16 protein-coding genes and 2 tRNA genes are annotated in these 17,057 nt (G+C 51.3%); 6 read left to right on the top strand and 12 right to left on the bottom strand.

Annotation, left to right across the window (positions count from 1 at the left end):
• Nucleotides 1-186 precede the first annotated feature (186 nt).
• From CFK45_RS10925 to CFK45_RS10915, 3 genes are all read left to right on the top strand, one after another.
• Nucleotides 187-528, top strand: a complete 342-nt coding sequence (locus tag CFK45_RS10925; RefSeq protein ID WP_096086474.1) for a DUF6763 family protein — start codon at nucleotides 187-189, stop codon at nucleotides 526-528.
• Nucleotides 529-1,195: 667 nt separating this feature from the next.
• On the top strand, nucleotides 1,196-1,804 hold the full coding sequence (gene lexA, locus CFK45_RS10920; RefSeq protein WP_096086556.1) for a transcriptional repressor LexA: 609 nt from the start codon (nucleotides 1,196-1,198) through the stop codon (nucleotides 1,802-1,804).
• Nucleotides 1,804-2,220, top strand: coding sequence for a hypothetical protein (locus CFK45_RS10915; RefSeq protein ID WP_096086473.1), 417 nt, complete (start codon nucleotides 1,804-1,806; stop codon nucleotides 2,218-2,220). The genes lexA and CFK45_RS10915 overlap by 1 nt, the downstream gene beginning before the upstream one ends.
• Before the next feature lie 144 nt (nucleotides 2,221-2,364).
• Here CFK45_RS10915 and pepN read toward each other — a convergent pair whose 3' ends face one another.
• The 12 genes from pepN to CFK45_RS10855 form a co-directional block, all read right to left on the bottom strand.
• On the bottom strand, nucleotides 2,365-5,046 hold the full coding sequence (gene pepN / locus CFK45_RS10910; RefSeq protein ID WP_096086472.1) for an aminopeptidase N: 2,682 nt from the start codon (nucleotides 5,044-5,046) through the stop codon (nucleotides 2,365-2,367).
• 1 nt (nucleotide 5,047) lies between these two features.
• Complete coding sequence (locus tag CFK45_RS10905; RefSeq protein ID WP_096086471.1) at nucleotides 5,048-5,293, bottom strand: YeaC family protein; 246 nt, start codon at nucleotides 5,291-5,293, stop codon at nucleotides 5,048-5,050.
• Nucleotides 5,283-6,137, bottom strand: a complete 855-nt coding sequence (locus tag CFK45_RS10900) for a rhomboid family intramembrane serine protease (protein WP_096086470.1) — start codon at nucleotides 6,135-6,137, stop codon at nucleotides 5,283-5,285. Before CFK45_RS10900 ends, CFK45_RS10905 begins: the two co-directional genes overlap by 11 nt.
• Entirely contained in the window at nucleotides 6,137-7,129 is a 993-nt protein-coding gene (locus CFK45_RS10895; protein WP_096086469.1) for a metallophosphoesterase, read from the bottom strand. Before CFK45_RS10895 ends, CFK45_RS10900 begins: the two co-directional genes overlap by 1 nt.
• A gap of 2 nt (nucleotides 7,130-7,131) precedes the next feature.
• Entirely contained in the window at nucleotides 7,132-8,019 is an 888-nt protein-coding gene (locus tag CFK45_RS10890; RefSeq protein ID WP_096086468.1) for an NAD(+) kinase, read from the bottom strand.
• A 43-nt stretch (nucleotides 8,020-8,062) separates the two neighbouring features.
• Entirely contained in the window at nucleotides 8,063-9,217 is a 1,155-nt protein-coding gene (locus tag CFK45_RS10885; protein ID WP_096086467.1) for a cyclic nucleotide-binding domain-containing protein, read from the bottom strand.
• 18 nt (nucleotides 9,218-9,235) lie between these two features.
• A complete protein-coding gene (locus CFK45_RS10880; RefSeq protein WP_096086466.1) occupies nucleotides 9,236-10,270 on the bottom strand; it encodes a 1-aminocyclopropane-1-carboxylate deaminase/D-cysteine desulfhydrase in 1,035 nt (344 codons plus the stop codon).
• Nucleotides 10,210-11,568, bottom strand: coding sequence for a sodium:proton antiporter (locus CFK45_RS10875; RefSeq protein WP_096086465.1), 1,359 nt, complete (start codon nucleotides 11,566-11,568; stop codon nucleotides 10,210-10,212). Before CFK45_RS10875 ends, CFK45_RS10880 begins: the two co-directional genes overlap by 61 nt.
• Before the next feature lie 624 nt (nucleotides 11,569-12,192).
• Nucleotides 12,193-12,269, bottom strand: a tRNA-Asp gene (locus CFK45_RS10870).
• Nucleotides 12,270-12,299: 30 nt separating this feature from the next.
• Nucleotides 12,300-12,375: transfer RNA gene (locus CFK45_RS10865), tRNA-Val, on the bottom strand.
• 59 nt (nucleotides 12,376-12,434) lie between these two features.
• Nucleotides 12,435-12,929 (bottom strand): flavin reductase family protein, encoded by a 495-nt coding sequence (locus CFK45_RS10860; RefSeq protein ID WP_239923644.1) that lies wholly within the window; start codon nucleotides 12,927-12,929, stop codon nucleotides 12,435-12,437.
• 62 nt (nucleotides 12,930-12,991) lie between these two features.
• A complete protein-coding gene (locus CFK45_RS10855; protein ID WP_096086464.1) occupies nucleotides 12,992-14,191 on the bottom strand; it encodes a PilT/PilU family type 4a pilus ATPase in 1,200 nt (399 codons plus the stop codon).
• Between the two features lie 121 nt (nucleotides 14,192-14,312).
• Here CFK45_RS10855 and CFK45_RS10850 point away from each other — a divergent pair, with 121 nt between their 5' ends.
• From CFK45_RS10850 to CFK45_RS10840, 3 genes are all read left to right on the top strand, one after another.
• Nucleotides 14,313-14,930 carry a BamJ family beta-barrel-assembly machinery protein gene (locus CFK45_RS10850; RefSeq protein WP_096086463.1) on the top strand — a complete coding sequence of 206 codons (618 nt, stop codon included), beginning with the start codon at nucleotides 14,313-14,315 and terminating at the stop codon, nucleotides 14,928-14,930.
• A gap of 162 nt (nucleotides 14,931-15,092) precedes the next feature.
• Nucleotides 15,093-15,425, top strand: a complete 333-nt coding sequence (hpf, locus tag CFK45_RS10845) for a ribosome hibernation-promoting factor, HPF/YfiA family (RefSeq protein WP_158224673.1) — start codon at nucleotides 15,093-15,095, stop codon at nucleotides 15,423-15,425.
• Between the two features lie 193 nt (nucleotides 15,426-15,618).
• The gene (locus CFK45_RS10840; protein ID WP_096086461.1) at nucleotides 15,619-17,025 is read left to right on the top strand and encodes a S8 family serine peptidase; all 1,407 of its coding nucleotides are present in this window, start codon (nucleotides 15,619-15,621) and stop codon (nucleotides 17,023-17,025) included.
• The last annotated feature ends 32 nt before the right edge of the window (nucleotides 17,026-17,057 follow it).

Raw genomic sequence — 17,057 nt, 5'->3', positions numbered from 1 at the left:
TTACAGAGGCGAGCATAAATTTGCAGAAAAAAATTGTCAGGTGCACCAGGGAATAAAGGGTGTTAGTTTTTAAACACAAGGGGCAGCAAGCGTAATCTTTGCTAATGCGCCTGCGCTTTTTGAGCTTTTGATCAGGGCCTATCGACACCCGATGGCCAGCCCGCCACTTACAGATGGAGGCATGCCATGGCATCGTTCTTTCCTCTTATCGGCACTTGGTTCCGCGACGCCGAATCCGGGCAGCGTTTTGAAGTCGTTGCGATTGATGAAAAACAAAACACCATTGAGGTTCAATACACCGATGGCGATATCGGCGAATTTGATATTGAGTCCTGGGGCAGTATGAAACTCGTAGAAACAGATGCGCCCGAAGATGCCTATGGCGGTATGGGCGGCATGGAAAACAACTCCGCACTTGGCGATGGTTATGGCGACAGCGGCAGCGATGCTTTTTTGTACAGCGGTTATGGCAGCCCGCTCGATGCCATGGAACCAGAAAACTTCAGCGGTTTTGACGATCTATTCTAAGAACTAAGAGCTCAAGTGCAGCCGCCTTCAGCTGCGCAGCTACCCTCGCCCCCTGAGCTTGGCCAAACAAGCCGCCTTAGTTTTTGTGCGCTATTTTTTCAACCCAGCTTTTAGCTCTTATCAAACTAATCTAATGACTCTTAGTGCAAGCTGGCTTTTGCGCCGCGTCGCAGCTTGCGGTGAGAGTCGCCTCTTCTTTAGCCTAACTACACCCGCATACCCGAGTTTCAACGAGCCCAACTCAACGGCTGCGCATCAAAGCGCTGACGCTACCCCAAGATAAGTACAAGCCAAGTACAAACCAGCTTTTTTACACTCAAGTATTGCACTGTATAAAACACTGTATATAATCTAGACATACTGTACATAGTCACAGTATCGCTATCTTCAGCACAAGTAGCGATAGATAAAGATTGAACGGCTGAAATACTGCGACTGAAATATTGGCGACTGAAAGACAAGCAGAACTCATCGCATAGCGATGACCTGTTACAAACAAGCGCTAGCAAGACAGAAAGACGTGTACAAAGACCGTTGCAAGACAATAGCTATATTGCCGAGACAACAACTCGCTCGGACGTGCCACCGTCTTTCCGGGCCAGTTTTACAGAGCAAGGTATTTTAGTAATTGTTTTTAAATAACAAGCAAAACAGGACAACAGAGATTATGGCCAAGCTAACCGCTCGTCAGCAGCAAATATTTGACTTGATCAAATCCCATATTGACGACACAGGTTATCCGCCAACCCGTGCCGAGATAGCTGAAGTCTTTGGTTTTCGCTCCGCCAACGCGGCCGAGGAACACTTAAAAGCGCTCGCGCGCAAAGGTGTTATTGAAATGGTGCCCGGAGCCAGCCGAGGTATACGCCTACCTGATCATCAAAGCGGGCTGCCACTGGTCGGCCGTGTTGCCGCCGGCAACCCAATACTTGCCGAAGAGAATATCGAAGATCACCTGCAAATTGCCGAAGGGCTGTTTCAGCCTCAAGCTGATTATTTACTTACCGTACACGGTATGAGCATGCGCGATGCAGGCATTCTCGACGGCGATCTACTGGCCGTGCACAGCACAACACAAGCGCGCAATGGCCAGATTGTTGTCGCCCGAATCGAAGATGAGGTCACGGTTAAGCGCTTTCGTCGTGAAGGCAATCGCTCCACGGTTGAGCTCTGGCCAGAGAACCCTGATTTTAACGTGATTGAAGTAGACCTTCGCGACAACAATTTTGCCATCGAAGGTTTGAGCGTCGGCGTTATTCGCAGAGGAGTACACTGATGCTGGCCCAACAACACAGCGCGCTTGCCGTACCAGGCGTCAGCGAAGTCATCGTGCCCACCTGGGAACATGCGAGCCTGGAACTGGTACTGCCAATGCTCGCTCACCTCAGCCACCAAGCCGGTGAACGCTGGCTGACCTGGATCGCTCCGGACTTGCCACCAAAATCCGAACTCGACAAATATGGTTTTAATCCCCGTACCTTGCGCTTTATTCGCAGCAGCGGTGATGAACAAAGCCTGTGGATGATGTGGGATGCACTCAACAACGGGACCTCAGCATTTGTCGTTAGCAGCTTTGCCAAGAGCTATGGCCTGGTACAGACAAAAGAGCGCAAACATTTGCAGCAGGCCTGCTCTCAAGGCAACAGCCGTGCACTGGTGTTAACACTGCCTGGCAGCGAACTCGTTCATTAAAGATTTTAAACCGGTACACGGCGCACCTTAAAACACGTCGGCCGTTTAGAAGCAGCTGTTATTCACCGGCAAGCGGGCCTGGCCAGCTGGCTAGCAAATAACACAGGCCGCAAACAATACCGAGCAGCCAATAACACCGAGCTACTAGGCTTCAAGTGTTTTACTGATCACTTCAAAAACGTCTTTCGACAAATTTGCCTCACTCTTAATACGCTCAAGTTCCACCTTCATCAAAGCCTGCCGATCTTGATCGTAACGTCGCCACTGCGTTAACGGCGTCAACAAACGCGATGCAATTTGCGGGTTTGCAGTATTTAGGCGCAGAATTTCATCCGCCAAAAAGCGATAACCCTGACCACTTATATCGTGAAACCAGCGTGTATTTCCGGCGCAGAATGCGGCCACGAGAGAACGCAATTTATTCGGGTTTAACTTGTCGTAGGCACTGTGTTGGCTCAACTTTTTCACCTGCTCAAGTGCAGTGGCCGATGGCACTGTCGCCTGAACACTGAACCAGTGATTCATAACCAACGCTTCGCGGTGCCAGCGATCGTAGAACTGCTCTATCACACGCTCGCGTCTGCTTGTATTTGCATCGTTACAACTGTGAACAATCGCTTTGAATGCGGCGAGTTCATCACTCATATTCGACGCGCGCTGAAACTGCTGCTCAGCCAATTCAAGCATGGCCGGCTCTTCAGTTAAGACCAGGTAGTGAAGCGCCTTATTACGCAAACTGCGCCTGGCCACACTGGCGGCATCACTGCGATATTCAGCAGCAAAAAGCAACTCACTCAGACGCGTGTAACAAGCGTGAAACTCTGTTTTTAATGCAATAGCCAAGGCTGATTCAAGCCAGTTCCTGGCGTTATATATCGCCTCAACATCAACCTCAGTAGCGATTTCAGCAAGATACTTTTCAGAGGGCAAACTGAGCATCAAACTAAGCAGTGACATATCGAGCTTACGATCGGCAAGCAAAGAGCGGCACAGCTCAACAAGCTGTTGATTCAGTTCGGGCTGCTGGCCGCAGGCAAGTTTTTCTTTGGCACTGTTGATTTCTCGAATCATCAGCTGCTGGCCGGCATCCCAACGACAAAAGCCATCGTCTTCATAAGCCATAAGCTGTAGCAGCTCATCACTTTGATAAGCAAAATCGAGTTTGACCGGCGCGCTAAAGCCCCGCAGCAAGCTCGGCACAGGGCGCTCATTGACATGTTCAAATACAAAGTGCTGCTCGGCCTCACTGAGCTCAACTAAAAACTCTGTTGCCGGTTCGGCTGAACTGCCCTGCAACGCAAAAGCTAACTTGCCGTTGGCGCCAATCAAACCCACATCGATAGGAATCAAAAAAGGCAATTTCTGCTGACACTCGGCGGTCGCGCGGCAATGTTGCCTAAAACGTAAGGTATAGGTGCAAGCTTCACTGTCATACTCGGCCTCGACCTTCACTTCAGGTGTCGCCGCCTGTTTGTACCAGCGCATAAACTGGCTGAAATCGCGGCCGCTCACATCCGCCATCGCCGCAACAAAATCTTCAATCGTCACCGCCTGGCCGTCGTGACGCTCAAAATACAAATCAGAGCCTTTGCGAAACAGCTCAGGGCCGAGCAGGCGATGAATCATGCGAACAATTTCAGCGCCTTTTTCGTAGATGGTCAGCGTGTAAAAGTTAGAGATTTCAATAAACGAATCAGGCTGCACAGCGTGCGCCATCGGCCCTGCGTCCTCGGCAAACTGTAACGAGCGCAACAAACTGACATCTTCAACTCGCTTGACCGTACGCGAGCCCATATCCGCAGAGAACTCAGCATCCCGAAATACCGTAAAGCCTTCTTTTAAGCTCAATTGAAACCAGTCTCGGCATGTCACCCTATTGCCCGACCAGTTGTGGAAGTACTCGTGCGCAACCACTGCCTCTACTCGCTGAAATTCAGCATCGGTACTGGTTTCAGCTTTTGCCAGTACGCATGACGTATTAAAGATATTGAGGCCTTTGTTCTCCATTGCGCCCATATTAAAGTCGTCGACAGCGACAATCATATAGATATCAAGGTCGTATTCGCGCCCGTAAACTTGCTCATCCCAGCGCATCGCATATTTTAAGCTATCGAGTGCGTGCTGGCACTTATCGAGATCTTTATCTTCAACAAACACACGCAATAAGATTTCTCGCCCACTTTTTGTCGTGAAGTGATCATCGATATGAGCGAGGCGCCCGGCAACCAACGCAAACAAATAACTCGGTTTTAAATGCGGGTCGTGCCAACAGGCAAAATGACGGCCGTTATCCAGCTCACCGGCATCGACTTTGTTGCCATTGGCGAGTAGTACCGGGCACTGCTGCTGATCTGCCTCGATGCGAACAAAAAACTCACTCATTACATCGGGGCGATCAAGGTAATAAGTGATCTTGCGAAAACCCTCGGCTTCACACTGAGTGCAGAGCATAAGCTTGCTCTGGTAAAGCCCCTCAAGCGACGTATTTTTGTCGGGGTAGATGCGTGTTTTTATCTCTAACTGACAGTGATCCGGCAGAGAAAAGATATGTAAAGCTTCTGTGTCTAGGCGATAGTCAGCGTCACTTAACGCTTTGCCATCAAGCGCAAGCGACAAGAGCTCGAGCTCTTCACCGTGCAGGCGCACACCCTCACCGGCGACACCGGTATTGCGCTCCAAACTCAGGCGGCTGAGCACATCGACATAAGTGTCTTGAATATCAAACTCAAGTTCGGTTTTACGCAACCAAAAATTAGGCTGCTGATAGTCTTTTAAATAAATCTTCACTGGGGCATCACTACCCGGGGCTTGTTGCTCGCTTGCCATGCTAGCTCCACTTTAAAGGCTGTTCGTCGTCTTTCGGAGCACAGGGCTCCTCCTTCGGCGGCACGTAGCCGGTGCGCTCACGCTCGGCGACATTGCGATGTTCAAAAACAATAATCGCCTGCATGCAGGTTTCTCGTTGCTCCTGCGTCAGTTCACGCCCATCGGGCCACTTGCCTAGTTCAACGGCGCGTTTAAAGCGCTCGACAATATCAGTATCGAGTGCCTGTAAAAAATCTTCATCTAACATTGTTTGTACCACGATCTATCCAGCTATAGTGCAGCGCCGCAAAGGCACAACCCGCAATAAACCCTCCGAGGTGCGCCCAGTTGGCAATACCGCCTTCAGAGAGCCAATCCAAAGCGCCGATAAAACCCAGCGCCATCATCACCACAGAAAAAATAATCAAGCCCGGCGCAATCATCAGTTCACTGCGCGCGAAACATCGCCAACCGACGGCAACAAAACCCAGCAAACCGTAGACAACACCAGAAAGCCCACCAAAATAAATACTCTGGCCTGCGTAAAATTGCAGAAAATTACTTAAAATAGCCGTTACTAAAAACAGTATTAGATAATTGCCGCGACCGAGCGCCGGTTCAACTTTCTCTCCAAGCACCCACAACCACACGCCATTCATAATGATATGCAAAGGGCTGAAGTGTAAGAACGCCGGTGTAACAAAACGCCAGAACTCCGCGCGCTGAAGAATTTGCTCGGGCGGCAAAAACGCCAATAGTTGAAAGACGTATTGGCTGCGCAAGACATCAATAAAAACATAACCGACAAAGCCGAGCACAATAAACAGCGATGTCAGAGGCAGGCGCAGCATTCTGTGCGCACCGTGTCGCCAAAAAGACGCAGACGTGTCGCCGCTTTGTTGTTCAAGCTCTAGCTCTGCCCGCAACTCACCTTTTGCCCAAAGTTCAATAAAACGATCAAGCTCATCCACCATCGAATCATCGGCCAACCACAGAATCTGCTCGGCGCCCTCCTCACTAAAACGGTGAGCGACCCTGTGCGCTAACAAAAGCTGATTTAACTCACTTAAATTTTGCTCGGCGGGAAAACGCCGGTACTCAAACCAATCCACTACTCATCCTGCACGTCGGGGTTTACATAGACCCAATGGAATTTATTGTTGTCGAGTTTCGCCTCGCCATCAAAGCGATAAGCAACGAGGCGCCCGTATTTGACGGCACTGTAATCGAGGCAACACAGATTACCCGCCTGCACACGCGGGCGCCCTTGCAGCCAGTAGTGGCCAAAAAATACCGGCGGCGCAGCGTGTTGATAGTTAACAAGTTTGGCCCGCTCTTCAATGCTTAAAGGCCGCTCAACCAGGTCCTCTGGCAGGGGGTCGGGCTGAAACACAACGTCTTGATAGGTTTGGGGGTTTCTGGCCCAAAACTTTGTTCGAAAAATCTCCCGCTTAATACCGTCGCGGCTGACAACATAACGCTGATCTGGGTAGCGAAGGCTGGTGCCACGGGTAAGCCTGTCCAGACTGTCGAGCAGCGCAGTATCACCGCCCACCAAGCGCTCAAAAATATCGTTAAGCACAACTCGCTGTGAATTTGCCGCACGCTGCACGTGTGCCACGCTGGCGTCGTGCCAACACGCGTGCACAACACGACAGTGATCAAATTCAAGAAACAAAGGCAGCGACTTAAACCAACTTAAATAACTGCGCCACTCCTCAGGGTACGGCGCAAACTGCACTAACGTTTCCTGAATAAGCCGATTGTTGCGCTTGTCGTGTTTGCGTAAAAAGCGCGGGTCGTCTAACTCTTCAACAACAGTGGTGTAAGCGACCGCGTTAAATTCGTGATTGCCGAGTATGCACCAGGCCCGACCACTTTCGACCATGCGCCGAACAATTTTTAACGACTCGCGAATACGCGGGCCGCGATCAATCACATCCCCCACAAAAACAGCTTTGCGTTTAGGGTGAAACCAAACCCCATCCTGCTCGCGATAATCGAGCTTGTGCAGTAATTTCTCCAGGGTGTGAGCGCAGCCGTGAACATCACCGATGATATCGATACCATCTATTCCCGCTTGATCAACGACCGCCGTGTTCATACTTAGTTGTGATTAACTCTCTGATTTGCCCAACCGAGTTTACTGCGACAGGTTTCAAAGAAGTTGTGCCCTTTCGGATGAATCAGATTTAGCGGCCGGTCGGACTTTACAATTTCAATTTCATCGCCAACTTCCGTCACAACATGGGTCTGACCATCGCAGGTCACATGGGGGCTCAGGTGATTGCTATAGCTGATAAAAATTTTGATTTTACTGAGCGCGTTGACGACGATCGGGCGGCTGCTTAAAGTGTGAGGGTTCATCGGCACAATCGCTATCGCATCGAGGCTCGGGTGCATAATTGGGCCGCCACCACTTAAGGCATAAGCCGTCGAGCCGGTCGGGGTCGATACAATCAAACCGTCTGAACGCTGACGACAAACAAACTCTTCGTCAATAAACAGCTCAAATTCAATCATGCGAATGAACTTACCCGGGTGCAGCACTACGTCGTTAAGTGCACAGCCCTGAGCAATTTGTTTTTCATTGCGCGATACCGAGGAGTCGAGCAAAAAACGCTGCTCCAGGTCAAAACTGCCCTCTAACACCTCACCGACTTTGTATTCAATTTCTTCGGGGCTGATATCGGTTAAAAAACCTAAGCGGCCGCGATTAATGCCCAAGATTTTAACGTCGTGACCAGCAAAGGCCCGGGCTGCTGCAAGCAAGCTGCCATCGCCACCGACGACAATTATAAGGTCACAGCAGCGCGCAAGCTCAGAGCGCGTTTTAATGGGCAGGCCACAATCGGGCATTTGCGAGGCGCTCTCTTCGTCGAGGTAGAGCTTGACGTCTTGCTTGCCTAAAAAATCGATTAAACGCTGTAGGGAATACTGGGTCGATTCGCTATCGCGACGCCCCAAAAGGCCAATATGTGAAAAAAAACTCATTAGTTATCCAAAATGGGTGTGCAATTGGAGCCGAGCTGGGGCGCTATTCAACCGGCGCAGCTCGCCCGTCGCGCAGCAGATAAGACTTGTGCTGAGTAAGCATTGTCGTTAGCCCTTGAGCTTCAAGGCCACCGTGCAAAGCGGCGACATTATAGCCTTGTTGACTGAGCAAATGGGTAGCGGAACGGCTGCGCAAACCGCTGTCACAATACAACAAATAGGCCTGCTCTTTATTCAGCAGGCGCCGCTTCATCGCCATCACCGCCAGCGGCACATTCACAGCTTGATCTAAATGACCGAGCCCATATTCCGCATCTGTGCGAATATCAACCAAAACACGCTCAGCTCGGTCGCTCCAGCTTAGGCTATCAACCTCTGGCTCTGACAACAAGCGAACAAACGCTTTCTTATCAAGGCGCAGCAGCTCTGCGTCACTGACAAATTCAACAGACGCGTTGCGCGGTTTGTCGTCGATCAGCGCGTCTTCGCCAAAACAGCGCCCGGGGCTAATTTTGGCAAGCGCCCGCTCGGCGCCATCAATCGTTTTGAGCACCTGCGCCTCACCGCTTTTCAGAAAATAACAGCAGTCGCCCACCTCCCCCTCGCGTATTAAGCGCTCGCCGGCCTTCACCGACAGCGGCTCAAGCTCCGGAATAATGTGTCGGGCATTGGTCGGCGGCACCTTAATAAACAAGTTCGACGACAATACCGTTTTTATCCAATCGAGATCACCGTCAAAATCCGGGCTAACGGCAAGTTCCGAAAGCATGTAATCGGTCGTTTGGCTCCAGGCCAAACACTGCTGTAAACGCGATACATCAATCGCTACCGCCAGCACATCGCCAAGCGCAATGGCGCTGCAGGCTCGCGGCTGAGTATGCGCAAGCGCACTGATGCAATTTTGCGCATTGAGCCTTACACAATTTGCTTCAAGCCGCTCACTTGTCGAGGCCAGTTTTTTAGCCGCGCTAAAGTTCAGCGCCACTTCGCCGCTTAACAGGAAGATATAGCGCTTGTCGCTCTGCCCTTTTTCGAACAGGTACTGACCGTGAAACAAACTCAGAGCACTGGCGTGCTGAAACAGCTCTTCGAGGTAGCCGTGGCGCAGAGACTTTAGTGGCACCAGGGACGATGCGGTTGCCAGTGCATCGCGCAAAATAGGCGACAACGGGTCTACAAGATTGGTAACAGTGTGCATAACAATTTCCTAAAACAGTCACTCAACTAAGGAGCGATTTCCCTGGAGACCTCCGGTGTGTATCGCCAGCAGGCGCTGGCCGGGGCGATATAAACCCGCCTCTATCCAATGCTTAAGCGCCCAAAACAGCTTGAGTGTATAAACCCGATCCAGTGCCAGCGCAGTTTCGCTTTCAAAACAGCACTTAAAAGCGCTCAGCTCAGGCTTGAGCTTAGCAAAACCTCCGGCGTGCCATTGATTGCTGCAGGCCCAACTCAACCGGCGCCCCGCTAATGCTGCGCGCAGCTTTGAGGCAATGCTGTCACCAGCGGCCAGCGCCGATACCGCCCAAAGCTGAGGTATTTGCGCTTGCGCCAGCGCACTAATCGAGCTGTGTTTCGCCAAAGCCTCAGCGACACCTTGCGCCAGGCCGAGAAAGCTCGTTCCGGTACCTGCGCTGATAACAGTATGCTGCCAACCCTGGTTCGCCAAATGCCGGCCGATTGAACGCATGCCAATTAGGCCAAGCTCTCCGTCACCACCTTCGGGAATCACCAGGCTGGTTTCCGGCAAGGCAAGCTGCTTGAGCAAAGAACAAACATAGGCAGGCTCTGAGCGCCGACGATAGGCCTCGCGGCTGACAAAATGCAGCCGCATACCCCGCGCTTCGAGGTCAACAAGAGTCGGGCTCATCTGCTTGGGGCGCTGACCGCGAATGATGGCATGACAGTTCAGGCCCAACAACTGCCCGAGACAGGCCAGGGCGTGAAGGTGATTACTGTAGGCTCCGCCAAAACTAAGCACCGGCGCCGCCGGCGAATTGTACTGATGGTGGCGAAGATAACCATAGAGTTTGTAGAGTTTGTTGCCGCTGAGATCGGCATCAATAAGGTCATCGCGGCGCACATAAAGCTCGAGCCCCGCCCGCTTTGCGACAGACCAGCTCAAACGCTGATGAACAACTGAATTAGTTAATGTATCAATGCTCGCGTATTTGTTACCTAAAAAAGCAATTAACTGCTCGCGAGTTTTAATTGGCTGCGCTTGAGCTGCGCCCGGCACTTGCTGCAACAATCACTCTCTCCGACCGTAAAATCCATTGGGTTTTCTATACGGTCGATATTTTCACCACAAAGCGTGGCGTCGTCGAGGGTATTTCTGCAAACAGGTAAACGATAGTGCTCCAGCCAAGCCTCGTAGAGCTCGGGGCTCACTCCACATTGCCCTGCAGCATAGGCCTCGGGATCATCGAGGTAATCGGCAAGCTCGTTGATCGGCACGCTCATATTGGTAAGGCCGGGCTGAAACGACACCAGTGACAAGCCACTTTCCAATATACGATTGAGTATCTGCTCACCGCTGTCGGTCAACACTTGCTCGCGCTCCTGGCGCAAACGGGCGAGCTCACACTGGAGCTGATCTTCCATTTCGTTGCGATACAAAAGCTCCAGCTCTTTGGCTTGCAGGGCTTCTTGCAGCTCCCTATTTCGCCCCTCATAGCGCGCGCGATACTCGGCCTCCAGGCTGTGCCTTAAAACTTGAATATTATCTTCTTCAGAGCCCCTGGCCTCATCGATTTTACGAGTAAAATACTCGCGTACGGCGGACAATTTATCTGCCTGCGAGGCCAAATCCTCGCTCAGCTCCTGCTTTTGGTTTAGCGCCTGCGCCAGCGCTTGCTCTTTCACATGTAGCTGTTGTTTAAGGGCCTCAGACTCTAACTCAAAGTCTCGACGCATAATTAAACTGCGCTTTTCAAACTCGCTGTTCATGGTTGCAATGCGCAAGCGCTGCTCTTTAAGTAACTGCGCCATGCGATCGCGCAGGTCCTTGTCATACTCTTTGCGCAAGCGCGTGCTCAGCTCCTGCTCGAGGCGAAGGCGCTCATCGGCGCCGACCTCAGCACCGGGCCTATGCTCGGCTTCGCGAAACTGTAAACCAATGCTGTTCTCAGCCGCAGCGCGTTTTAACGCAAGCAGCATATTGTTATTCGGGCTGAGCTCGGGGTCCCATAGCGCGCGGCGCAAATGCGGTATCGGACACTTGCTATAACAGGCCATAAGCACGGGCCCGGCGCCCAGATCACGGCTCTTGGCACCTTCAGCGGCAAGGTCGGCCAAAGGCAAACCCCAGGCTTTGAGTATTTCTCCGCTATCGTTGATCGGCAGCCGAAAAAACACCAAACGCCTGACGTTCAGCCCGTTGTCGATTTCGGCGTAGGCGCAGCGCGCTTCTTGAGCGCGAAGATCGTTGAGCGCGACAAAACCGTCGACAACAGCCTCAAATTCACTGATGTGCAGCTGTTTACAGACGCGCCCCTGGTCGTCAAAAAAGAACACTGCGGACGCTAATTCATTTGCATCAAAAATCACTGAGTGAGCCCCGCCACCGGAAGTAGCTGTAGATTATTATCACTATGGACGAGCACAGACAGAATGCCACACCATCACAAGAATGCTGTGAAATACAGCAAGCTTCAGCACAGCCACACGAAGCAGCCAAGGCCTAGGTTATAGGGGCGGCGATTTTGAAAATCAAAAGATGTATTGATTGGGGAAATAGTACAGCGGGTAGAACACCCGCTGAGAACAACTAAAAATGAACTTCGTCCAGTTCATCTTCATCCAGCTCAAGCAGATGCTCCAAACTGGCTTCTTCTAACATGTCATCGACATAATCTTGCATGACACACCTCTCTTTCACTTACTTGTGGGGCTAGTGTGCTGGTAATTGTTGACAGTTTTATGACAAAACAGCACATCCTTTGTACAGGTTCAGTATAGTTTGTGATAGCGATAACGTTAGTAATTCTTTGAGGGAATATGCGCCTTTATTTTCAAGGGCAACAACAGCGCCTACGCTCGCATTGCGCCAGCATCCCGATTTGCTTCTGACAAAGCGCTGAGCCCTGCGATTATGATTAAACGTTCTTCGGCTGCTTATCAAACACACATAAAAAAACCCGCACATTGCTGTGCGGGTTTTTTTATGTCATATGGCGATCCGGAAGGGACTTGAACCCTCGACCTCCGGCGTGACAGGCCGGCATTCTAACCAACTGAACTACCGGACCGCGGTAGTCATTCGTAACGTGAATGAAGCGTGGTGGGTGGTACAGGAGTCGAACCTGTGACCTACGCCTTGTAAGGGCGCCGCTCTACCAACTGAGCTAACCACCCAATCGAGGCGCGCATATTATAGAGTTTCAGAAACTTGTCAACGCCCTTTGCAAACTTTTTTACAAATAGTGATAACGCCCCTCTGCATAGACCAGCGCCTGCTGTTTTAAGTCGCTAACTAACACCTCGTCAACGTTGGCGACGTAAATACTGTGAGTGCCGTGTTCAAACACTTTTTGCTTGGCACAGACAAACACCGCCGGCGCGTGCTGCAAATAATACAGGCCACTCTTTTGGTACTGCTGCCAGGTACCAACACTAAAACGCTCTTCTCCGAGCTCAGGCGTGGCACACACTTCACTGACCTCTTGTTGCTCTGAACTTAAGATATTCACGCAAAAATGCTCGGAGCCTTTTAAGACCTCGTCCATCTGCGCACTCTTATTTACGCAAACAAGCAGCGAAGGCGGCTCGTCAGACACCGACGTTACCGACGATGCTGTCATCGCCGCTCGGCCAAGCGTTTCGCTAAAACCACTGATTACACACACACCCGATGCCAGTCGGCGCATGCCCTGGCGCAGACCGTCTGCAAGATCATCAACTTTTTTCAATGTAGGCCATCTCTAAACCGGAAAACGCGCATTATAGCCCGCCCCCGCCCAGCAAACGAAATTCAATCTTTGGGCGCAAACGGGTTGTCTTGTTCATCCTCATCTTCTTCTATCGCTTCAAGACTCAACTCTCCAAAACTTGCGGGGGCCCCAACCTCAGCCGGTTCAGGCTCTTCAGGTTCAGACTGGCCACCCTCGCTCTCGGCAAGTTTGATGCGCAAACGCAGGTTGTTTGCCGAGTCGGCATTGGCTATCGCATCGTCGTAACCAATTTTACCGCTGCGATAAAGGTGAAAAAGTGCACCATCAAAGGTTTGCATGCCGAGATTTTCACTCTTTTCCATGATTTCTTTGATTTCTTCAAGCCGCGCTTTAAGCACCATTTCTTGAATAGTCTTGGTGCCGAGCAAAACCTCCACCGCCGCGCAGCGCTTGCCATCAACCGTTGGCACCAGGCGCTGACTGACAAAAGCGCGGAGGTTTTGCGACAGCGACAACAGCAGTTGTGGCCGGCGCTCTTCCGGGAAAAAGTTAATAATTCGCTCCAGCGCCTGGTTGGCATTATTGGCATGCAAGGTGGAAATGGCCAAATGCCCGGTTTCGGCAAATTCGAGTGCGTGCTCCATGGTTTCCCGATCGCGAATCTCGCCAATTAGAATCACATCGGGCGCCTGCCTTAAGGTATTTTTTAAAGCGTTGCGAAAACTGCGCGTATCTACACCGACCTCTCGCTGATTAATAATGCTTTTTTTGTGTTTATGTACATACTCAACCGGATCTTCAATGGTAATTATATGGCCGCCAAAACTGCTGTTTCGGTGATCAATTAACGCCGCTAATGATGTTGATTTACCCGAGCCTGTGCCACCGACAAATAACACCAAGCCCCGCTTGTTCAGAATCACTTCTTTTAATACCGGCGGCAAGCCGAGCTGATCAAACTGGGGGATTTCGGTGTTGATATTGCGCGCGACGATGCTGACTTCGTTGCGCTGCTTAAAAATATTTATGCGAAAGCGGCCAACGCCCGAGACCGACACCGCGAGATTCATCTCAAGCTCGTGCACAAACTGCTCGCGCTGCTCCTCATCCATAATCTGGTTGGCGATCTGCTCAATTTCACCGGGTTGATAGGGTGTTTGCGACAGCGGTTTTAAGGTGCCCTGAAACTTAGCGCACGGAGGCGCGCCCGTACTCAAGTACAGATCCGAGCCATCCTTCTTCGACAAAATGTTCAAAAAGTTGTCAATTGGCGTAGTCATATAAACCTCTTTTAGTCACGGTTTTTGAAGTATAGAAAGGAAAAGCCTGCGCGCTTGCTTAGGATTCAGCCACCTTTAATGCTAGACTCGCGGCCCGAATTCACCTCAGTAGAGACAAGCTATGAGCGACTACAGCACTGTAGAGAAAAAGGTCAGCTACGGCATCGGCCTGCAAATGGGCCAGCAACTGGCCGCCAACCCTTTCGACGGCGTTGATCTGGATGCCCTCGCCCAGGGCATCAAAGATATATTTGAAGGCAAGGAACTCGCTGTTCCCCACGAAGAGCTTGACGCGGCGTTTAAAGAAATCAACGAGCGCATGACTGCTAAAAAAGCAGAACAAGCAAAAGTCGCCGGCGCCGAAGGTGAAGCTTTCCTCGCTGAGAACGCTAAAAAAGATGGCATTACCGTCACCGACTCGGGTCTGCAATACGAAATCCTGGTTCAGGGCGAGGGCGAAACCCCTAGCGCATCGTCAACCGTGAAAACCCACTACCACGGCACTTTGATTGACGGCAGCGTGTTTGACAGCTCTGTCGAGCGCGGCCAGCCCGCTGAATTCCCTGTCGGTGGCGTGATTGCCGGTTGGACCGAAGCCTTGCAATTAATGCCGGTTGGCTCCAAGTACCGTTTGTATATCCCCCACAACCTGGCCTACGGCGAACGCGGCGCCGGCGCTCAAATCGCGCCTTTTTCCGCGCTTGTATTTGAAGTTGAATTGCTCGAAATTGTCTCTTAAGAGTCAAACCGCGCCGCATGGAAACGTGCAAGAGGGTCTTCGATAGACCCTCTTTAAACACAGCTTAATACGATAAAAATAAATATTCGAAATAAAACGAAACTCTCTTAGCTCTTGCGCTGTCACAGTTATGCAACGACAAAAACAATGAGGAGTGCATCCATGAGAGTTGATGTTTCAGGTCACCACGTTCAAGCCACTCAAGCCCTGCGCAAGGCTGTCGACCGAAAACTCAAACGTATCCACAAACACTTCCCCAAACTCGGCCGTTTAAACGCCAAACTCAAGGTCGAAAATAAAATCCACAATATCGAAATTGATACCCAGTATTCAGGCAGGCACTTTAGTGTAAAAGCCAAAGGCAAAAATATGTACGCAGCGATTGCCGATGCCAGCAATAAATTGCACGAAGCGCTGCTGCGCCAAAAAGAACATACGCTGGCAAGGCGACAGCGAAGCCTCGATTATTCATGGCAAGATGCTGAAGCCTCGTAAGATCTAAAACCCTGAGTCCTAAATCAAAAGCTCTACAAGTTAGAAGGCTTGGCACACATAAGCAGGCCTTCTAACTCCAAGCTATCTTTGTTTCTAATTACTCTAGCAACAACAATTATTTAAGCGCCAAACTACCTTACACTATGCGTATGTTTGAACAGTACCTTGGCACTTCGCCATCAGGGGTATCGGCATGCGAAAAATCATCTTTTTAATTCAGGCCTGGGTGTTATTTGTTCCCGCACTTGTTTTTGCAAATAGCAGCCCCACCCCACAGCTCCCTCCTCATGTCGCAAGCGAAGTTGCGGTGTACGCCATACCTTCGAGCTTAAAAAACTACTCAATTAAACACTATCACCGCTGGGCGGGCATCAGTGTTGTCCGGGTTGCCCCGGGCAAAGAGCTTGCTGAGCTAAACAAACTAAGAGCACGCGGACTGAAAGCCGGCCTAAATTTAAGTTATCAAAAATCCTACCAACCCAATGACAGCTATTTAAACTTCCAGTGGCACTTTGACAAGGTCCAGGCAAGCCAAGCTTGGGAGTTTAGCAGTGGCGCAGGGGTTGATGTTGCAGTGCTTGATACCGGTTTTGCCAGTGGCGGCGACGATAGCCCCAACTGCGTGCTTAGCGGCGCCAATACCTACAGTGGCGGATTTAATACCGATGATGGCGACGGTCACGGCACCCATGTCAGCGGCACCATCGCCCAGGCAACAAACAACGGCCTCGGGCTTGCAGGTTTGGCCTTTGATGCCTGCATTATGCCGGTAAAAGTGCTTTCTGACAGCGGCAGTGGTACCAGTGCTTCAATTGCCGACGGGCTCGCATTTGCCCGCATACAACAGGCCAAGGTTATTAATATGAGCCTAGGTTTTAATGCGCGTTTTGGAATACGCAGCGACCCCCTAATCGACCCACAGCTAGAGCTCGCGTACGCTGCGGGAATTACCGTTGTTGTTGCCGCCGGAAATGACGGCAACAAACGCAACGTCAGCTACCCCGCCATATATCCAACAACCATTGCTGTCGGCGCAAGCGATTTTCGCAATCGCCTTACTCGTTACTCGAATCGAGGTGATGGCCTGGATCTTGTTGCCCCCGGCGGCGACACATCAAGAGATGACAATGGCGACGGTTACGTCGATGGTGTGCTCCAGGAAACTCGTATAAATGGCAGCTGGGGTTATTATTTTTTCCAGGGTACGTCTATGGCCAGCCCTCACGTTGCCGCGGCAGCAGCCATGCTTATTGCTTACGGCGCGGCCAGCACGCCCGACGAGGTAAAACAACGATTGCAAATGAGCGCGCTGGATCTCGGCGAAACGGGCGCAGACAGTAGTTACGGTTATGGGCTGATTCAAATTGGCGACGCCCTGCAGCCGGCTCCAGAACCAAGCCCAACGCCAAGCAACGAGCCCTCACCACCGGCAGAGCCTGAGTGTATAGACAACGACGGAGATGGTTATTGCTCAGTAGCGAGCGGCGGTGAAGACTGTGATGACGACGCCAGTAACGTGCATCCGGGCGCCAATGATACGCGGGGCAAACGAGGCAGAGATGGCGTAGATAACGATTGTGACGGTGTTGTTGACGCATGACTGCGCCAACAACACCGTCACAACCACAGAAT

The sequence above is a fragment of the Agaribacterium haliotis genome (assembly GCF_002312815.1).
Classification (GTDB): Bacteria; Pseudomonadota; Gammaproteobacteria; order Pseudomonadales; family Cellvibrionaceae; genus Agaribacterium; species Agaribacterium haliotis.
Note: the sequence above shows the minus strand (reverse complement) of the source record. Positions and strands in the feature narration are given on the sequence as shown.

Excerpts from the sequence above, each read along its gene's own strand:
- CFK45_RS10925 (WP_096086474.1), top strand. The coding sequence starts at position 187 with ATGGCATCGTTCTTTCCTCTTATCGGCACTTGGTTCCGCGACGCCGAA.
- lexA (WP_096086556.1), top strand. The coding sequence starts at position 1,196 with ATGGCCAAGCTAACCGCTCGTCAGCAGCAAATATTTGACTTGATCAAA.
- CFK45_RS10915 (WP_096086473.1), top strand. The coding sequence starts at position 1,804 with ATGCTGGCCCAACAACACAGCGCGCTTGCCGTACCAGGCGTCAGCGAA.
- pepN (WP_096086472.1), bottom strand. The coding sequence starts at position 5,046 with ATGGCAAGCGAGCAACAAGCCCCGGGTAGTGATGCCCCAGTGAAGATT.
- CFK45_RS10905 (WP_096086471.1), bottom strand. The coding sequence starts at position 5,293 with ATGTTAGATGAAGATTTTTTACAGGCACTCGATACTGATATTGTCGAG.
- CFK45_RS10895 (WP_096086469.1), bottom strand. The coding sequence starts at position 7,129 with ATGAACACGGCGGTCGTTGATCAAGCGGGAATAGATGGTATCGATATC.
- CFK45_RS10890 (WP_096086468.1), bottom strand. The coding sequence starts at position 8,019 with ATGAGTTTTTTTTCACATATTGGCCTTTTGGGGCGTCGCGATAGCGAA.
- CFK45_RS10885 (WP_096086467.1), bottom strand. The coding sequence starts at position 9,217 with ATGCACACTGTTACCAATCTTGTAGACCCGTTGTCGCCTATTTTGCGC.
- CFK45_RS10855 (WP_096086464.1), bottom strand. The coding sequence starts at position 14,191 with ATGACTACGCCAATTGACAACTTTTTGAACATTTTGTCGAAGAAGGAT.
- CFK45_RS10850 (WP_096086463.1), top strand. The coding sequence starts at position 14,313 with ATGAGCGACTACAGCACTGTAGAGAAAAAGGTCAGCTACGGCATCGGC.
- hpf (WP_158224673.1), top strand. The coding sequence starts at position 15,093 with ATGAGAGTTGATGTTTCAGGTCACCACGTTCAAGCCACTCAAGCCCTG.
- CFK45_RS10840 (WP_096086461.1), top strand. The coding sequence starts at position 15,619 with ATGCGAAAAATCATCTTTTTAATTCAGGCCTGGGTGTTATTTGTTCCC.